Origin of the sequence: Candidatus Cardinium hertigii, assembly GCF_050864855.1 — a bacterium.
Lineage (GTDB): Bacteria > Bacteroidota > Bacteroidia > Cytophagales > Amoebophilaceae > Cardinium > Cardinium hertigii_C.
On record NZ_JBOZWW010000047.1, the window covers coordinates 12,539 to 30,391 of the forward strand.

At 35.6% G+C, this 17,853-nt stretch carries 10 protein-coding genes and 3 pseudogenes; 8 read left to right on the plus strand and 5 right to left on the minus strand.

What is annotated here, in order from left to right; all coding sequences use genetic code 11:
* Window positions 1-37 precede the first annotated feature (37 nt).
* Window positions 38-4,327 (plus strand): DNA-directed RNA polymerase subunit beta', encoded by a 4,290-nt coding sequence (gene rpoC, locus ACRRVB_RS01795; protein WP_432466279.1) that lies wholly within the window; start codon window positions 38-40, stop codon window positions 4,325-4,327.
* A gap of 480 nt (window positions 4,328-4,807) precedes the next feature.
* Here rpoC and ACRRVB_RS01800 read toward each other — a convergent pair whose 3' ends face one another.
* Window positions 4,808-5,590, minus strand: a complete 783-nt coding sequence (locus tag ACRRVB_RS01800) for an N-acetylmuramoyl-L-alanine amidase (protein ID WP_432466280.1) — start codon at window positions 5,588-5,590, stop codon at window positions 4,808-4,810.
* Between the two features lie 247 nt (window positions 5,591-5,837).
* Between ACRRVB_RS01800 and ACRRVB_RS01805 the strand changes: the two are divergent.
* From ACRRVB_RS01805 to ACRRVB_RS01815, 3 genes and pseudogenes are all read left to right on the plus strand, one after another.
* Window positions 5,838-6,235, plus strand: a pseudogene (locus ACRRVB_RS01805) (transposase); the annotation flags it as partial.
* 433 nt (window positions 6,236-6,668) lie between these two features.
* Window positions 6,669-7,199 carry a hypothetical protein gene (locus ACRRVB_RS01810; protein WP_432466281.1) on the plus strand — a complete coding sequence of 177 codons (531 nt, stop codon included), beginning with the start codon at window positions 6,669-6,671 and terminating at the stop codon, window positions 7,197-7,199.
* Window positions 7,200-7,930: 731 nt separating this feature from the next.
* Window positions 7,931-9,268, plus strand: coding sequence for an ankyrin repeat domain-containing protein (locus tag ACRRVB_RS01815; RefSeq protein ID WP_432466282.1), 1,338 nt, complete (start codon window positions 7,931-7,933; stop codon window positions 9,266-9,268).
* Here ACRRVB_RS01815 and ACRRVB_RS01820 read toward each other — a convergent pair.
* The 3 genes and pseudogenes from ACRRVB_RS01820 to ACRRVB_RS01830 form a co-directional block, all read right to left on the minus strand.
* Window positions 9,198-10,603: pseudogene (locus tag ACRRVB_RS01820) on the minus strand (IS5 family transposase). The gene ACRRVB_RS01815 and the pseudogene ACRRVB_RS01820 overlap by 71 nt on opposite strands.
* 193 nt (window positions 10,604-10,796) lie before the next feature.
* A pseudogene (locus ACRRVB_RS01825) lies at window positions 10,797-11,090 on the minus strand (transposase); the annotation flags it as partial.
* Between the two features lie 424 nt (window positions 11,091-11,514).
* A complete protein-coding gene (locus ACRRVB_RS01830; protein ID WP_432466283.1) occupies window positions 11,515-12,045 on the minus strand; it encodes an SPOR domain-containing protein in 531 nt (176 codons plus the stop codon).
* 387 nt (window positions 12,046-12,432) lie between these two features.
* On the opposite strand from ACRRVB_RS01830, the gene atpD reads away from it, so the two are divergent.
* The 4 genes from atpD to ACRRVB_RS01850 all read left to right on the plus strand — a co-directional run bounded on the left by atpD (window position 12,433) and on the right by ACRRVB_RS01850 (window position 16,882).
* Entirely contained in the window at window positions 12,433-13,941 is a 1,509-nt protein-coding gene (gene atpD, locus ACRRVB_RS01835; protein WP_432466284.1) for a F0F1 ATP synthase subunit beta, read from the plus strand.
* Between the two features lie 242 nt (window positions 13,942-14,183).
* Window positions 14,184-14,834, plus strand: coding sequence for an OmpH/Skp family outer membrane protein (locus ACRRVB_RS01840; RefSeq protein WP_432466300.1), 651 nt, complete (start codon window positions 14,184-14,186; stop codon window positions 14,832-14,834).
* Between the two features lie 259 nt (window positions 14,835-15,093).
* A complete protein-coding gene (locus ACRRVB_RS01845) occupies window positions 15,094-15,837 on the plus strand; it encodes a hypothetical protein (protein WP_432466285.1) in 744 nt (247 codons plus the stop codon).
* Window positions 15,818-16,882: a hypothetical protein gene (locus tag ACRRVB_RS01850; protein WP_432466286.1), complete on the plus strand. Its 1,065-nt coding sequence runs from the start codon at window positions 15,818-15,820 to the stop codon at window positions 16,880-16,882. The genes ACRRVB_RS01845 and ACRRVB_RS01850 overlap by 20 nt, the downstream gene beginning before the upstream one ends.
* A 203-nt stretch (window positions 16,883-17,085) precedes the next feature.
* Here ACRRVB_RS01850 and ACRRVB_RS01855 read toward each other — a convergent pair whose 3' ends face one another.
* The gene (locus tag ACRRVB_RS01855; RefSeq protein WP_432466287.1) at window positions 17,086-17,778 is read right to left on the minus strand and encodes a ComF family protein; all 693 of its coding nucleotides are present in this window, start codon (window positions 17,776-17,778) and stop codon (window positions 17,086-17,088) included.
* Window positions 17,779-17,853 lie beyond the last annotated feature (75 nt).

The window sequence follows — 17,853 nt, forward strand, 5'->3', positions numbered from 1 at the left end:
CATTCCATATTTCACGTCGCTTACCAAGTTTAACCGTATGAAGTTTAAAAGAAATAGGGCACAATCCACTCAATTTTCTGGTATCATTGCCAGTCTTTCTTCTCCAGAAGTGATTTTATCTCGTTCTTCAGGAGAAGTCACTCTGCCAGAAACCATTAATTATAGAACCCATAAGCCTGAAACCAAAGGATTGTTTTGTGAGCGTATATTTGGTCCTGTAAAAGATTGGGAATGTCATTGTGGTAAGTACAAAGGCATTCGTTATAAAGGTATTGTATGTGATAGATGTGGTGTTGAGATTACAGAAAAAAAACAACGTAGAGAACGCGTTGGCCATATCGAGTTGGTTGTTCCAGTGACCCATATTTGGTACTTTAGGGTGCTCCCTAGTAAAATTAGTTATTTGCTCGGTATACCTACTAAAAAAGTTGAGCAAATTGTATACTATGAGCGTTATGTGGTCATTCAACCTGGTATTAAGAAAGAAGATGGCATAGCCCCTATGGATCTGCTATCTGAAGATGAGTATTTAGCTATTTTAGATGAATTGCCTCCAGATAATCCATTATTGAGCCATTCAGATCCTAATAAATTTATCGCCCTTATTGGTTCAGAAGCTATTGAGTCTATTCTAAAAAATATTGATTTAGAAAAACTTTCAATTGATTTACGTGAGCAGTTGCTGACTGATGCTTCTCAACAACGCCGTTTGGAGATTGTCAAAAGACTAAAAATTGTAGAAGGATTTAGAGATGTCCATAAAAAAGTAGAAAACCGGCCAGAATGGATGGTGATGCGTATATTGCCTGTTATTCCCCCTGAGTTACGTCCTCTTTTCTCACTTGGTGGTGGTAAATTTGCTACTTCTGATTTAAATGACCTTTATAGAAGAGTTATTATTAGAAACAATAGACTCAAGAGATTATTAGATATTAAGGCACCACAGATCATCATACGCAATGAAATGCGTATGCTGCAAGAAGCTGTAGATTCTTTATTTGATAATTCTCGTAAAGTAAATTCTGTTGCTTCAGAGGGCATTCGACCATTAAAATCCCTTTCAGATATGTTGAAAGGAAAGCAGGGCCGTTTTAGGCAGAATTTGCTTGGCAAGCGTGTAGATTATTCTGGTCGGTCTGTTATTGTGGTAGGGCCTGAGTTACAGTTGCATGAGTGCGGGTTACCTAAAGAAATGGCAGTGGAACTATTTATGCCTTTTATCATACGTAGGCTGATAGAGCGTGGTGTAGCAGAAACTGTAAAAGTAGCTAAAAGATTAATAGAAGAAAAAGCCCCTGTTATCTGGGATGTATTAGAGAATGTATTGAAAGGTCATCCTGTACTACTCAACCGAGCACCAACCTTGCACCGATTGGGTATACAAGCCTTTCAGCCTAAATTGATTGAAGGCAAAGCCATTCAATTGCATCCTTTGGTATGTACTGCCTTCAATGCTGACTTTGATGGGGATCAAATGGCCGTTCATATTCCCCTTGGTCAAGAAGCCATTGCAGAAGCTTCATTGCTTATGTTGGCATCCTATAATGTGTTGAATCCCTCAAACGGTATTCCTATTACTATTCCATCGCGTGATATGATTTTGGGATTGCATTATCTAACCAAAGGAAGGCGTAGTACTCCAGAAAATCTAGTATTAGGAGAGGGAATGTCTTTTTATGCACCTGAGGAAGTATTGATTGCATTGGCCCATGAAAAAGTCTCTAAGCATGCTTATATCAAGCTTCGTTTGCCTGTCATCCAGTCAGATGGAGTTTATACATCAATAGAGACTACGGTTGGTAGGGTAGTATTCAATGAGTATTGTCCAGATGGGATGGAATTTGTTAATGAAACGTTGAATGTAAGAAACATGCAGCGTATTGTAACAGATATGTACAGTAAGTTTGGTACAGTCGTTACTGTTGAGTTCTTAGATAATATTAAAGCTTTAGGATTTAATAGTGCATTTCACGCAGGAATGACCATTGGGTTAGATGATGTAAAGATACCAGCTAACAAGCATGAATTAATTGACCAAGCTACTGCAGAGGTGGAGTCAATTTGGGGTAATTATATGTTGGGTTTGATAACCGATAATGAAAGATACAATCAGGTTATTGATGTTTGGACTAGAACCAATACCCGTATTACCAATCAACTCATGGAACAGCTGGAGCGTGATCAGGAGACCTTTAACTCTGTTTACATGATGATGATTTCTGGTGCAAGGGGATCTCGTGAACAGGTGCGTCAGTTGGGTGGTATGAAAGGATTAATTGGCAGACCTCAAAAAAGTACACAAGGATCGGTAGGAGAAATTATTGAACATCCTATTATTTCTAATTTCCAAGAAGGATTGAATGTGATTGAGTATTTTATTGCTACCCATGGTGCTAGAAAAGGGTTGGCTGATACAGCTTTAAAAACAGCAGATGCTGGATATCTCACTAGAAGGTTGGTAGATGTAGCGCAAGATTTAACCGTTATTGAAGAAGATTGTGGCTCTCTTAAGGGTATTACTGTAACTGCTGTAAAAGTTGAAAATAAAGTAGTTGAATCCCTTGCAGAACGTATTCTAGGGCGTGTGGTGGTAGAAGATGTGTTGGATCCACAAACAGGTGTCTTGTTAATTGCACGTGGCAATGGAATTGATGAGCAAATTGCTGCCAGCATAGAGAAAGCGGGCTTAGAAGAGGTGTTTGTACGTTCTGTTTTAACCTGTGATTTATCACAAGGTGTTTGTGTAAAATGTTATGGACGAAACTTAGCCACCGGTAATATGGTATCTGTTGGTGAAGCAGTTGGGGTGATTGCTGCCCAATCTATTGGACAGCCTGGTACACAGCTTACTATGAGAACCTTCCATGTTGGAGGTACTGCCTCTAATGTTACCGTTGATGCTAAAGTTAAAGCAAAATATGCAGGTATAGTAAATTTTGAAGACTTGATGGTTACAAGTTATGTAGATGCAAATGGACAGGCAGTAGAAGTTGTTATGAGCCGTTCTGCTGAATTACAAATTTTAGATGCAGATACAAGAAAAGTATTAACCAGTACCCATTTGCCATATGGTGCCCATCTTAAGGTAGCAAGTGATCAAATGGTAAGTTACGATCAAGAACTCTACCATTGGGATCCTTACAATGTTGTATTGTTGGCTACTCAGAATGGGGTAGTCAGTTTCCTAGGTCTTAAAGAAGGCGTTACCTATCAAGAAGAATTTGATGAGCAAACTGGTCGTAAAGCAAAGGTAATGATTGAGTCCAGGGATAAGACCAAACATCCAAGTATCATCTTATCTGATGATGCTGGTGTAACGATTGCCTCCTACACCCTTCCTGTTAAAGCACAGCTGGTGGTAGAAGCAGGTGATAAGATACGTAAAGGAGCAATATTGGCTAGGGTCCCTCGTATTATTAATCAATCTAGAGATATTACAGGTGGGTTGCCTCGTGTGGTAGAGCTTTTTGAAGCTAGAAAACCTGCCAATACTGCTTTTATCACTGAATTAAGTGGTGTCGTAACCTATGGAGGCATTAAAAGAGGCAATAGAGAAGTTTTTATTGAATCCAAAGAAGGTATCCAGGTTAAGTATATGATACCGTTGTCTAAGCATATCTTGGTTCAAGATAACGATTATGTTAAAGTAGGAGAGGTAATCACAGATGGTGCCGTAGCTGCTGCTGACCTTTTGGTTACAAAAGGTCCATTGGTTACCCAAGAATATATCATGAATGAGTTGCAAAGCGTATACCGTTTACAGGGTGAAAAAATTAACAATAAGCATATTGAAATTATTATTAAGCAGATGATGCGTAAGGTAGAAGTATTGGATCCAGGAGATACTATGCTGTTGCATGGACAAATTATTGATAAAGTTAAATTTTTTGAAGAGAATGATAGAATCCGTGATAAAGTTATTGTGCTCACACTTGGTGATTCTAAATTATTCAAGCAGGGACAATTTGTTTCCGCTAGCAGATTGTTACAAGAGAATGATAAACTTACTCAGCAAGGGCTGGTTCCTGTTGAAGCTAGGCCAGCAGAATTGGCTGTTGCCCAGCCAAAGTTGCAGGGTATTACACAAATTTCCTTGGCTACTGAAAGTTTCTTATCTGCAGCTTCTTTCCAAGAAACAGCTAAAGTATTGAGCGATGCGGGTATTAGTGCCAAGTATGATAAATTAAAAGGATTGAAAGAGAATATTATTGTAGGTCATCTGATTCCTGCTGGAACAGGTATGCGTACTTATGAACGATTGGTTGTAAATGCTAAAAGTGAGTATGATGCTTTGGTCTCTGCTAAATCTAGTGTAACGGCAGGTTAGATCTCAAGTAATCTATAAGACGTTCTTATACATCAATGGTTATTCCCCACATCAAAAACGCATATCGGTATACTGAGCCAGTAACTCGACACTTGACTAAAATTACCAGGTAATAAGGTAGTGGCAATGCCAGTTGCTAGTCATCAATTCATATGAACTTGTGACCAAAGGTACTAAGCAATTTATATATAAGTTCATAGTAGTGAGACCGTTGCAATAGAAAACTATAATTTACTAAAAATAAGAAAATAGCTATATAATTGTTTTTTTGTATCCTATACAAGACATAAAAATCCAGCATTTTACTGAAAGTATATGCAATAATGGCTAAAATATTATTTGTGGTTTTCTATTGCAAGGGCCTTGTAGTGGTTATGTGTATCTATAGAATTGTATAAATTCTAAGATTAACTCTAAACCATTATAAATTATTTTTATATTGATTAACAAATAATTATATATTATTTCAGAGCTAATTCATTAAAGATTGTAATACTTCTTGATTAAATTTTTAAGAATTGCAACTGTTTCTATATCAGGTTCACCTGAATAGTTACTAGGTCTAAAGTGCATTTGAAATGATGTTAATGCATTGCGTGTATCATTATCTAATGTACCCGTAATGTTAATGAAGTAACCATAAGTGTTTAAGTCCTTTTGAAGTTGTTCGATATCTATATTAGTTTGTTGTGTTAAATCAAGTTCCGATGCATCATAAAAAGCACCTACACCATTTTCATAAAGTTTTTTCCAAGGAAACAAAGGGCCTGGGTCTTGCTTTCTTCCAGGAGCTATATCAGCATGACCTACTACATTAGTAGGGTTAATAGTATAGTCTTTCACAATTTGTTTGGCCAACAATATAATAGTTTCTATTTGATAATCAGGAAACGGTTCCCAAATACGTTTACCGTTTTCGTCTTTATAACCTAAGTTTACTATTTCTATACCTATAGCAGTATCATTTAGATTAGTACGTTTTCTCCATTCACTAACACCTGCATGCCAAGATCGTTTGTGATCAGGTACTAAATTAAAAACTTTCCTTTGGCCATCTAGAGCTGTTTTTGGAACTAAGTAATGGGCACTAACACGTCTAGACTGTGATGCATCTGTTAAGACGCTTAAGGACTCTTCCAAATCTAATGCGGTATAATGCATCACTAAAGTTGATATACGCTGATTACAATTCGGAGAAGGATGGCTATAATCGATTGTTATAGATTCATTTGAAGACGTAGGGCTATTATATTCTATATTCATATTCGTATTCATATTTTAGGGTTAGGCATAATTGTCAAAATAATATAGAGTTCTTTTAGTTCCAACAATATAGTAAGCCTAAAAGTTAGGAAATTTTTTCTTTTCTTTTCTTTTTTCTCCATATAGTCGACTGAAAAATTAGGACTGAAAAATTAGGACTGAAAAAAGTAGATTTGTTTCTCTATGGTATGTTTTCATTAATATCATATGAATCAATCAAATGGGAAGCAATAAGATTAGAAGTTGTTTAGTGCTGTTAGTCAGTACTACAAAAGCATCTAGTCAGGATGGTGCCCATTTACCTATATTATTGGATAAAGTATTTCTAAAAGCAGGCAGCAGGCTCTATGGAGATAAAGGCTATAGCGAGTTGCCTAACGAGGCTTTATTAAAGAAAAAAACTTAAAATCAGCTATTCAAAAAAATAGCTACTAAAAATCATCTGTTATCACCTACTGCTAAACGTTTCAATAAATTAGTATCTAAGACACGATATAAAGTAGAACGTCTCTTTGGTAGTGTTAAAAATTGGTTCCGTAGGTCACGATCTATATCTAGGACTGGATGAAACCCATACGCAACATGTTATCGAAGCTATAGCCTATAATTATATAGGGTCCAAATATCATATTAAAAGCTGTTTAGAGGGGACGGTCTATCTAAAATAGAAAATTAAATTAATAATCAATAAATAATGAAATTTGTGCATCTTTAACCTAAAAACTAAAAAAATAAAACTAAAAACTTAATACAAATCATAGTAATCATCTATAGAAACGGTCTTGTAATGTTATTTATTTTTATTAGATTGGATGCTTAGTGCTGCAGGATTTTTTATATAAATTTGGTTTTTTTATGCTAATTAAGAAATTATTATATATTATTTTAGAGTTGACTATTTAGAGTCATTATCTTTACGAATCAGACATTAAAAATAAATGCGATAGGATCTAAAAAATTCGTACATTTGATTGTAGTTTTGAAAAACCATTGCACTATTTCCTATTTCAGTCAATAAACGTAATGCAATTATTTTCAAAATTTTTACCAGCTAACATAAATAAAAACAAATCTCAACATGCTTAATCTAAAAAAATTTTTTAAAAAAGAGGTCAAAAAAGAGGTAAAAGCCCCAGAATACAAAGCTTGTTTCTATAGATTATCTGAACAAAGTGGCAAACATAGTTATGATTATCACAAAGAATTGGATCATTACCTAGATAGGTTCAGAGAGCGAAACAATCGAGCAGCTACTTTGTATATCGCACCTCAAGGTAAAGGTTATGACTTACTTGAACCAGGATTAACTGTGGGTGAGGCCCTTGATAAAGGTATACTTTCTCAAAAAAAGGTTTTAGATAAAGCTATCTATGGATCAAATCTATCAATAAGCCTTGAGCAAATGTTTGATACTGGAGGCAGTAGCTATGTAGGTACTAGTGCTATACAACAAACATTGGCGCAATCCATGTCAAGTATGTCAACCCAAGATGCACTTGTTCGGTATTTGCCATCTAAAGCCAAAGGTAATGAAGATACTATATACCTTATGTCTTCCCAAAATAGTATATGCGCTGAAGATATGCATAGAAGGGCCAATAGTTTGTAATACCAACACTAGAAGTCACGATTTGACCTTACAGACCATATCCATTAGCTTCTAATTTAAACCAAGGAAATCGTGTGCATCGCGCAAAGCATTATGTTTAATGGCAGTTTTACCATTATGAACGCCTTGCTAAGATGTAATAATTACAATATAATCGTCTCCTTATTAAGGATCTTTTTGGGCTATACAAGCCACCCAATGGTTCACGTATCCAATATTGAATGCGTTGCGCATTATATGGGCCGATTAAAAAAACAAAGCACTATTTACAGATTATATGTATGATTTTGGGAAATATATGAAAAAGAACAAAGCTATTTCCTTCTGTTACTACCCCCTTTCTCGTCTAGTCGATCAATATCCTGTACCAGATATTTAATGATCAAGGTAGTCGATATACAATACATCATCACACCACATTATTAAACCAATCCATTCCATAAAATGCCTATCCATGAAGTAGGCAGGAGTATGTCTAACCTTGTAGCGCAAAATTAGCAGATAAAATATAATATTACTTTAATGAATGATTTTAAGCATAGTGCACCACTAAAAGAATGGGTGGATTGCTACATTGTTGTGTATAACCATCAAATATTTTATGGTAACCTTAACGATCAAAAAACCGATAAGGGACCCTCTGTTAAATATATAAAAAATATAAACTAGTACATAGGGAAAATATAAAAGTTAATAAAATTTATTTGAATCAATTCGTTCACTATAAAAATATGGCATTAGATAGATTAGTAAATAGAGAAAATTGTAAAAAATTTTTTCAAGCAATCGTTGAGAAAAATATAGAAGATTTACACTCCTGGCTCCAGTCTGGAGTTGATGTAAATTGTAGATCTACAAGTTTTGAAATTTTTCACCAAACCGCTATAGATTTAGCTTGGGAGAATGGATGGTATGACGGTATGCTGGAGTTGTTAAAATTCGGTTCACGATTTCCTGAAAATTTTGCATTAAACGATCTAACGGATGAGTCTGAAAGCTTTAAGATGTTAAAAAACATTGTAAACGGTAGAGAGTCCTTACATAAAGCTATTAGACAAGGAAATTTGGAAAAAGTAAATAGCTGTTTGACCAGCCTAAACGAGCTTGGGGAAAATACAACTTGCTCAAAATTTATAAGCCCTTCAAATCAATCTGCGTTAGAGACTGCAGTGCAACATCCAAATCTAGCTATTATAGCTGATTTACTTGGTTTTCCATCATCGTTACCGGAGGGTAATGTTACCTTGACCCCTGAACAGCATATGTTATTGCAGCCAGTTAATATAGAAAACAATAGTTTGTTGGCACTGGCTGCTCAGTGTGGTCAGCAGGAGGTAGTGAATTTTTTACTTCGATGTGGTGTTGATGTAAACGATGAAAACAAGAACGGTAAAAAAGTAATAGATTTAGCGTGGGAAAATAATTATTACAACATAGTCTTATCACTATTGAAAGCAGATTCAGGTTTTCCTGTTGACTTTGAAGAAGAAAGACTTTCTGATACTGAATCAGATGAAAAAAATCTAAAATCCTTTGTTAAAAACAGAGATGATTTTCATAAATGCATTGCAAGGGGTCAAATTAGTGATGTTGAAGAATATGTTAAGCAACATCCCTCTCGTCTCTATTTAAATAGTAAAAATCAATCAGCTCTTAAGACAGCTATTATAAATAACAAATATGATACCTATGGATTGCTCCATTCAATCGAGGCTAGATTTATAAATAAAGAAGAGGCAGAATGTATTAGTAGCTTAAATGAAGGACAAAAGGATGATTTAAAAAAAGCAATGGTTGCTTATTATCCTTTGGATAAAGACGCACATATAAATTTTTTAATTTCAAAATCAAGATCCAAAACACCCATTAAGGAATTTGAAACAACAGTTAAGGGTTTGTATACTCAGCTAAGTGAAATTCAAGAAGTTGCAGCTATGCTCAAGGTTCTTTTCTATGCAGACTATCTAGTCGGCCCTGAAATATTATTTTTGAATAAATTTATTGAATGGATATTTCTTTATAATATATATGGTTTATCAGGCGCTCTATTTTTCTTACCCAAGATATAGGTATAACTGGTTTTGGATTAAGAATTTTAATTATATAGGTTTTAATTTATTTGACTGTGAGGGTATTAAGAATAATTTTCTTGTAATCAGTCGTAGGTTATGAGCAATAGCACATAAAATAACGTTAAGTTTATCTCCTAAAATACCTTTCAAATAGTTAACGGATAATTTACCATCGGCTTTCATATGACCGATATGCGGTTCAATAGAAGATCTTCTTTTTATAGCTTTTTTTAGAGCAGGGGTTATACCCCTTTTAGAACCACTTATAAATATATCACATTCATTAACAGGAATATTATGACCTCTATAGGCTTTATCTACGAAAGCATATTTTACCTTGGTACCAGATAATTGCTCGGCTTGTAATAAACTCTTCTCTAAAGTATGGCCATCATAAGCATTAGGATGTATCGCTTCTGTAGAAACAATTAAACCTTTTTTATGGGTCAATGTAAATTGTACTTTACAACCATACTCATAAGGATTTCTAGACTTACCTTTACTCACACAGTAGACCGAGGGTTCATGGATACTATAAACTTTATCTTTACTATTTTTTGATTGATTTATAAGTTTTTTACTTATAGATAGTAGGCGCGTAAATTGGTTGCGTATTAGATCATCACAGGATGCTATAGAACGTTCTACATCTCTTATTACCCGACCAAGATAGGTTTTTAATGTTTTAACGCCCTTGGATAAACGTTTATACTGTTTGGCATGAGCATACCTATCAACTTTACGTTTAATAGATAGACCTAACCGCTGATAAGTTTGACGCAGTTTAATACCTGTTTTCTTGGCTATACTGACCAGTTTTTCTCTGGCTTTATTAAGCAAAGAAGAGTCAGTTGGGTAACGGATATTTTTCTCCATTACAGTAGTATCAGCTATAACTTTTTCAAGTTCTTTTCGGGTCACTACTTTTTTTTTTAGCGATAAGTCTATAGTCATAGATAAGATTTTATTGAGACCTTCTTGACCTAATCTATGGCGCCAACGGGTCAATGAACTGGGGTTACAAGGCACCTTAAACTGAAAATAATCATATCCACAAAAGTATTGCCAATAAGGGTTTTCTACCCATCTAACCACTACTTGTTCATCAGAAATATTATACATATGACTGATAATGAGAAGACCTATAATTAAACGAATAGGCAAAGGAGGTTGACCAGGTCCATAGCTAAAACCGCGGTCTAAATCTGATGCTAAGGAGTGCCAAGGAATCGAATCAGATAACTGGAATAAAGGATGTTTCGGGTTAAGAAAACTAGATAAGCGTTGCTCAAACAAACGCTCAAGGCTATTATTTATTTTCTTAGATTTCATCCTTATTTTGCAAGCTTTTTATACAAAACAACTCTAAAACTGGTTATTAACCAATACAAATTTAACCATTTATTTGCTGATTAACAAATAATTATACAGTATTTCAGGACCGACTAATTAGGTCAGTGCTTTGTAAGTTGGATGTTACGAATTATTCCGAGTAAATCTTCTTAACCTCAATTCTGGATTATAGTTATTGTAAACCAGTTGTATATATATTAGCTATAGCCGGTTTTTTCTCTTTTAGTGCATAAGCTGTAATACCAGCTATTAAATTGACAATAAAATTAGGTATACTTCTATGTCTGGAATGTTCTATCTGGCTAATATTTTTAAGCTGATCGATAGTGGTTTCAATGATGGATCGCTTTCTTAGCATTAATTTATCCCATAGAGGCATAAAAGCGTTTTTTATGTTTTTTCTGATTTGTGTAATCAGTTCTATTCCTTTTTCCATCAGATTATCAAATAATTCTTTGATCAGGTGAGTAGGCCAAGGCATTTCAGCCTTAGCCTCTCGCAGAACCGTACATGAACCTCTCAGCTCATACGGCTCCCATTATCTAAACCGTGAAAACATGTCCTAATTGCCAATGAAAGAATAAATCACGTTTTGCTATCACTATCCTAGCTAAGTATCGCTTTGCTATGCCAATTCTCTAAAAATTTATGATGCCAATTTTGAATCGTTTTACCACTTACTCCATACTTTGAAGATAATTGAACGTCAATTCTTCTTTAAGTAAAGCTAACACTATTTTACTCTTTTCTGATGAACTAAACTTTCTAATCTTATTTCTTCCCATTTGATCTATTCATTTTAAATTAATGAAAAAATACCACTGGGAAACAAAGCTGGTTTTTTTCAGTCCACTATATTTTTTTAGACAGACGCGATACAACCATAGTTTCTATAGTTTAAGGTGGGGGATACTGGCTAGATAGGCCTCGTTGGGAAGCATAGACGGTCGGATTATTGCAGAAGGGATTTTTTTTACTAAAGTAAGATAGACAAAATAGGCCTCTAACCTATCGCCAAAAAAGCCTAACTGAACGGTATAATGGGGTTGTCTGTAGTGAAGCTTAGGAGGGTAAGCAAAAGTAGCCACTGATTCTTGTGCCTTTAACGCTGCTATTCTACTACTACCTGTATAGAGCTGTATGGTATAACCCTTTAACCAATTAAGTTGCGCATAAGCTAGCTTTCGCTCTGTCAAACGCTGCATCAAACAACTGGTTTGGTCCAATGGACATATCAATGGAAGAGCAGGCTCTTTTTTTATTGCTTTAGGGCTTTTAAGGTATTCTATTCTGTATGGAGCAAGATTCTCGTCATAGATTCCCTTTTTTAATTGTTTCCAGTTAGATGAAGAGGCAGCTTTTGATTCCATATACCCTATGAGGCCACTTAAAAGAATCGATACGAAGCACTTTATAGTCATATTAGTTGAAACGTGGTTACATCAGTCGAAAAATAAAAATAAAGTAGCAACAGACCAAATGCGCCAGATACATCCCTTTGCATTACAGTAGCAAATTCAATCCTTTTTTATAAATTTAGGAAACGATGTAGATCCTGCATGGCTATATACAAAATAATTATACACCATGTAAAATAGTTTCAAGCATTAGACATCTGTTTATAACTTTACTTCCAGTTTGTAATATTATTATATATGGCTCTGTTGCTTAGAACTATTCGTGTTCTTTCCAAGTTTGTGCATAAACCTGCAGGTATTTAATTTTTTTGTAAGATCTTTTTGAAGATCTAGTAAACCCAATAGGCAAAAGATGCTTGCATTATATCTTTAAATTTTGATTAAAAAGCAATGTCCCATACTGGAAAAGTTATTCAAATCATAGGTCCTGTAATAGACGTCCGCTTTAGTGAAGAAGCTCAGTTGCCTAGCATATTAAATGCATTGTATGTTAAAACCCTTTCTGGAAAATTAGTTGTCCTAGAATGTCAACAACACTTGGGTGAGCATTGTGTACGCGCCATTGCTATGCAAGAAACAGAAGGATTAACGCGAGGGCTAGAGGTAATGGATACAGGAGCTCCTATTCAAGTACCCGTAGGGAATGGGGTACGTGGCCGTCTTTTTAATGTTATAGGAAACGCTATAGATGGTATGTCGCAACCCGTAACCGATCAAAAATTGCCGATTCATAGACCAGTCCCACCTTTTGACCAACTTTCTTCCACAACAGAAATGCTCTATACCGGTATCAAGGTAATTGATTTGCTTGCACCTTATGTGAAGGGGGGTAAGATTGGGTTGTTTGGTGGTGCAGGTGTAGGTAAAACAGTTTTGATTATGGAGCTGATTGACAACATTGCTAAATCTTATAATGGACTTTCCGTATTTGCTGGTGTAGGTGAACGAACCCGTGAAGGCAATGATCTTTTACGGGAAATGATTGAAGCAGGTGTGATCAATTATGGAAAAGCATTTACGGAAGCCATGGCACAAGGCGATTGGGATTTAAGTAAGGTAGATCATGAAGCATTGAAAACATCTCAGGCTGCACTGGTATTTGGACAGATGAATGAATCTCCCGGTGCAAGGGCCCGCGTAGCACTGACTGGACTTTCTATTGCAGAGTATTTTCGTGATCATGGTGAGGCAGGGAAAGATATTCTCTTTTTTATTGACAATATTTTTCGTTTCACACAAGCCGGTGCAGAAATTTCTGCATTACTAGGGCGTATACCTTCTGCTGTAGGGTATCAACCTACCTTGGCCACAGAAATGGGTGCCATGCAAGAGCGCATTACTTCTGTTAAGCATGGCTCTATTACATCTGTTCAAGCAGTCTATGTTCCAGCTGATGATTTAACAGATCCTGCTCCTGCTACTACTTTCACCCATCTGGATACCACTACGGTCCTTTCCAGAAGAATAGCAGCACTGGGTATTTATCCGGCTGTAGATCCTTTGGCCTCTTCTTCTAGGGCATTAAACCCTGAAGTATTAGGCGATTTGCATTACGATACGGCTCAAAAAGTAAAAAGAACGCTCCAACGTTATAAAGAACTACAAGATATTATAGCCATTTTAGGTATGGACGAGCTTTCAGAAGAAGATATATGCACGGTTTACCGTGCTAGAAAAGTAGAACGATTTTTATCTCAGCCTTTTCATGTAGCAGAGCGATTTACAGGGATCCAAGGAGAACGTGTACCTATAGAAGATACCATTAAAGGATTTAATATGATTATTGATGGAGCCGTAGACCATCTACCAGAAATGGCTTTTAACTTAGTCGGGAATATTGAACAAGCCATTGCCAAAGGAGAAAAGCTGCTAAGTAGCGCACGTAAAGGGACACAATAGTGCCATTTAGTTGAAAGCAGATCCAGAAACGATCTATATCTTTAATCAATAATAAGGGTATGTCGTATAGCTAATGGCCAAAAATATTTAAAAGTCTATTTTTTTAGTTAAATTTACCAACCAAAAGTATTTTACTTGAATAAATAGAACTACTGCCACCTAGTTGGTAGTAGTGTGTAGAAGTAGGGAATATGTAATATTTCTTTTGTATGGATATCATTAAACCTTAAAATTATACTGTGATGAATTATAGATTTTTATTTGCATGGGTACTAATGGCCTCCATGTATACCAGCGTAAAGGCAAATCCACCTAAAGAGGGTGACCAATCCAAAGTCGTACCATCTGGTTTAAAGATTGGGTATGTAGATGTGGCTTATATATTCGGCCAACTACCAGAGGCTATAAAAAATGGTGAAGAATTTCAAACTTTCCAGGAGCAATTGAAAAATCAGATTCAGTTGAAAGGGAGCGAGTTAGAAAGAAAGATTTCCGATTACCAAAAGCAGGTAGATACGTTTACGGAAGTTCAGCAAAAACAGAAACAGGCAGAGCTCAATGCATTGCACCAAAGTTTTCGTGCTCTTGAGCAGCAAATGCCTGCTGAAATAGAAAAAAAATATAAGGCAGTTATACAACCTATCCATCACAAAATAAAACAGGTCATTGATAAAATTGCAAAAGAACAGAGTTATGCTTTTGTATTGGCTAAAGATACAGAGGCAGGTCCTATAGTACTTTTTGCGCAGCCTGCACTTGATCTTTCTGGGCTTGTATTGGAACAACTTAAAGCAATGGCGCCTAAAGAGATGGAGCCACCTGTAGTAGGTCCGAAGGCACAAACGCCTGCTCAGCCATCTACCCGTTCGGCTAAAACAGTCAAGAAAAAATAAGCAGAAGCCCCCTTCTTGTCTGTTCTATGTAGTCAGTAAAGAGGGGGGGCTATACAGCTTTAATGGTTGTGATTAGTCTGTAACCTAGGTTACTATCATTTTTTATAGATTCATTTTGAGGCTATCGTATCTGATTAGATTTTTTGCTTATGGCTTACTGTTGATCCTGGTTTATTGGATACTGCGCAGTTGTAGTGCTGAAAAAAACACAAAAAGTTCCCCAAAAGATTCTTTTGTTGCTTGTGTGGGTAAGCAATATTTGTATCCATCGGATCTTGCATCCATTGATCTTTTGCATACTGATGTGGCAGATGGAGATTTTTTTATCAAAAAATATGTAGAAGAATGGGCATGTAAGCAGCTCCTTATTGCGCAAGCAGATTACGCATCTATGCAGCCTTCTATAGATGTGAAGTTAAATGACTATAAAAATGACCTATTGGCTTACCATTTTTTAGAAATACTTATTCAACCTGAATGGAATCCATATGTATCATTAGAAGAAGTGGCAGATTACTATCAAAAATACAAACAACGTGACTTTATGCTGCCTCATGATATCGTAAAAGGTCTTTTTTTAGTGCTTCCCTCAAAAGCTGCTTCTATTAATGCTGTAAGATCACTCATATTATCAAATAAAGCAGCAGATCAAGCAAAATTGCAAGCTTATTGCAAATCTTATGGCCATACCGCTATCTTAGAAACAAATAAATGGTTGCCTTGGGAAGCAGTCTTGGCTAAAACTGGCTATCGTCCAGTTGGAGATGCAACTAGATTGTTAAAAACCAATAAATTTATTCATGTGGCTGGCCGAAAGCATACCTATTTTTTAAAAATAGATCAGTATAAACTAGCACAAGACATTGCGCCGTTAGAAGCAGTTGAAGATCGCATTAGGGCCATTATATTACACAAAAGGAAATTAGATCTGATAAATAAAATTAAATGTAAACTCCTAGAAGATGCTAAAAAAAATAATACCTGTGTTATTCAGATTAACTAAAATTGTAGTATGCTCCCTTGCCATAAGTATTTGTGTTGGATTACCTATTACTAGTGCAAGCGATAAATTGTTGTTGGATAAAATAATTGCTACTGTAAATCAAGAGATAATTTTGTATTCTGATTTAGAAACAATATGTAAGGAATACTATCCAGAAATAGAAGTAGTAGATGAATCTAAAAAAATAAAGCTATTACGGGAGCTGGTTGTAGGAAAAATGCTTTTATCAAAAGCTATATCAGACGATCGGAAAATTCCCGAAGCATACCTTGAAGGAGAATGTAATGCTAGAATAGCCAGTTTGATACAGCAGTTTGGCTCTGAAGAAAAGCTTCTGCAGGTTATGGGTAAATCTAAATCTATCTACCATTTTAGGAAATGGCTAAAAAAGCAATTAAAGGAACAATATTTGATTATGGTAGCCTCTCGCCATCTTACCGATGATGTAGTGGCTACACCAGCAGAAGTAAAAGCTTATTTTAATGCATTGCCTCCAGATAATCTTCCTTACTATCCTACTTCTGGTGAGGTATATGAGCTCGTTGTCTATCCTAAAGCAGTTAAGCCAACCGAGCAAGAAGTTAAATTAGCTGAGATTGAATTAAATAAAATTAGAGCACAAATAGTTTCAGGTACATTAAAATTTGAAGCAGCTGTACAACAATATGCAGAAGACAAGAAAATAGCCGTTCAGGCAAATTTGATTACGCATAACCAACAAGGTGAGCCATTAACAGGCATACGCATTCCTTTTAAGTCTTTGCATCCAGACGTCTATTTTGTAATTGAGCACCTTAGTGTAGGGGAAGTTAGCCAACCTCAGAAGTATATTGATACATCAGGTAGATCAGCGTGGCGGTTATACTATCTCAAGCAAAAGGTAGAAGCACATCCCATCAATCTTATTCAGGATTATGAACAGATCCATGATCACTTACTTGAACAGAAAAAAAAAGCAGTGTTTGACAAATGGATGCAAAGGGCTAAATCAGAATTTATTATAAGCTTTGCTCCAGAATATCGTGCAGTAGAGCAATTGCTTTAATAGGCTATGAAATATTAGAAAGGCTTATTAATTAGATATTTTTGTACAAAAATAATGCTTCAGGTCTGACTAATTATCAAAAACCGATGTAGGTCTATACTTGCTCATTTAAAAAATGCAAGCTAGAAAATAAAAAAATAGGAACCAAAATTTATAAAGGTTTGTTCTAATTTTGCAGTCCACTATCCCGTTTTTATCGCTAGTTAGGATTCTACTATTGCTATGGTTGCAATACTTACTTGTTCGGCACCTGCTGCTAAAAGTGTATGCGTGCAAGAGGCTAATGTAGCTCCTGTAGTGAGAATGTCATCTACCAATAGAATATGTTTGTCTATGAGTAGATCCGGTTGCTTTGCTTTAAACGCACCTTGAAGATTGATGATCCGTTCACTTTTGTTTTTGGTTGTTTGGGATAGCGTATAGCGTGTTCGTTCTATACATCCTTCATATAAAGGTATGTGTAATCCATCAGACAGCCCTTTGGCAAAAAAATCACTTTGGTTGTAGCCTCGTTCCTTAAATCTTTTGGGATGTAATGGAACGGCTACAATAGCATTGATACTATTGATCATAGGCGTTTCATCTAAGATATTACCATAGTGTTGTCCTAATATATAGCCAATTTTTGGTTGGTTTTTATACTTCATTGCAAAGAGTGCCTGCTCGAGATGACTTTTCTTTCTTAGTCTATAGAGTGTAAATCCATAGGTTATCGAGGCTTTACCTATAAAATGATGGGTAATAACATTGTCTATTAATTTATGGGAATCTGTTTCTGGAAATCCGTTAAAACAAACCGTACAGATCAAAGTTTCTCCCTGTACCAGTCTATCATTGCATCCTACACATATGGGAGGAAAAAGTAAATCTAATAATCCGGCTATAAATGCTTGCATAGTATAGAAAGTATAAGCTTATATCACTTCATCGCATTCATTTTGTACTTTTGTTTGTAGTCCAATAAGTGGCGT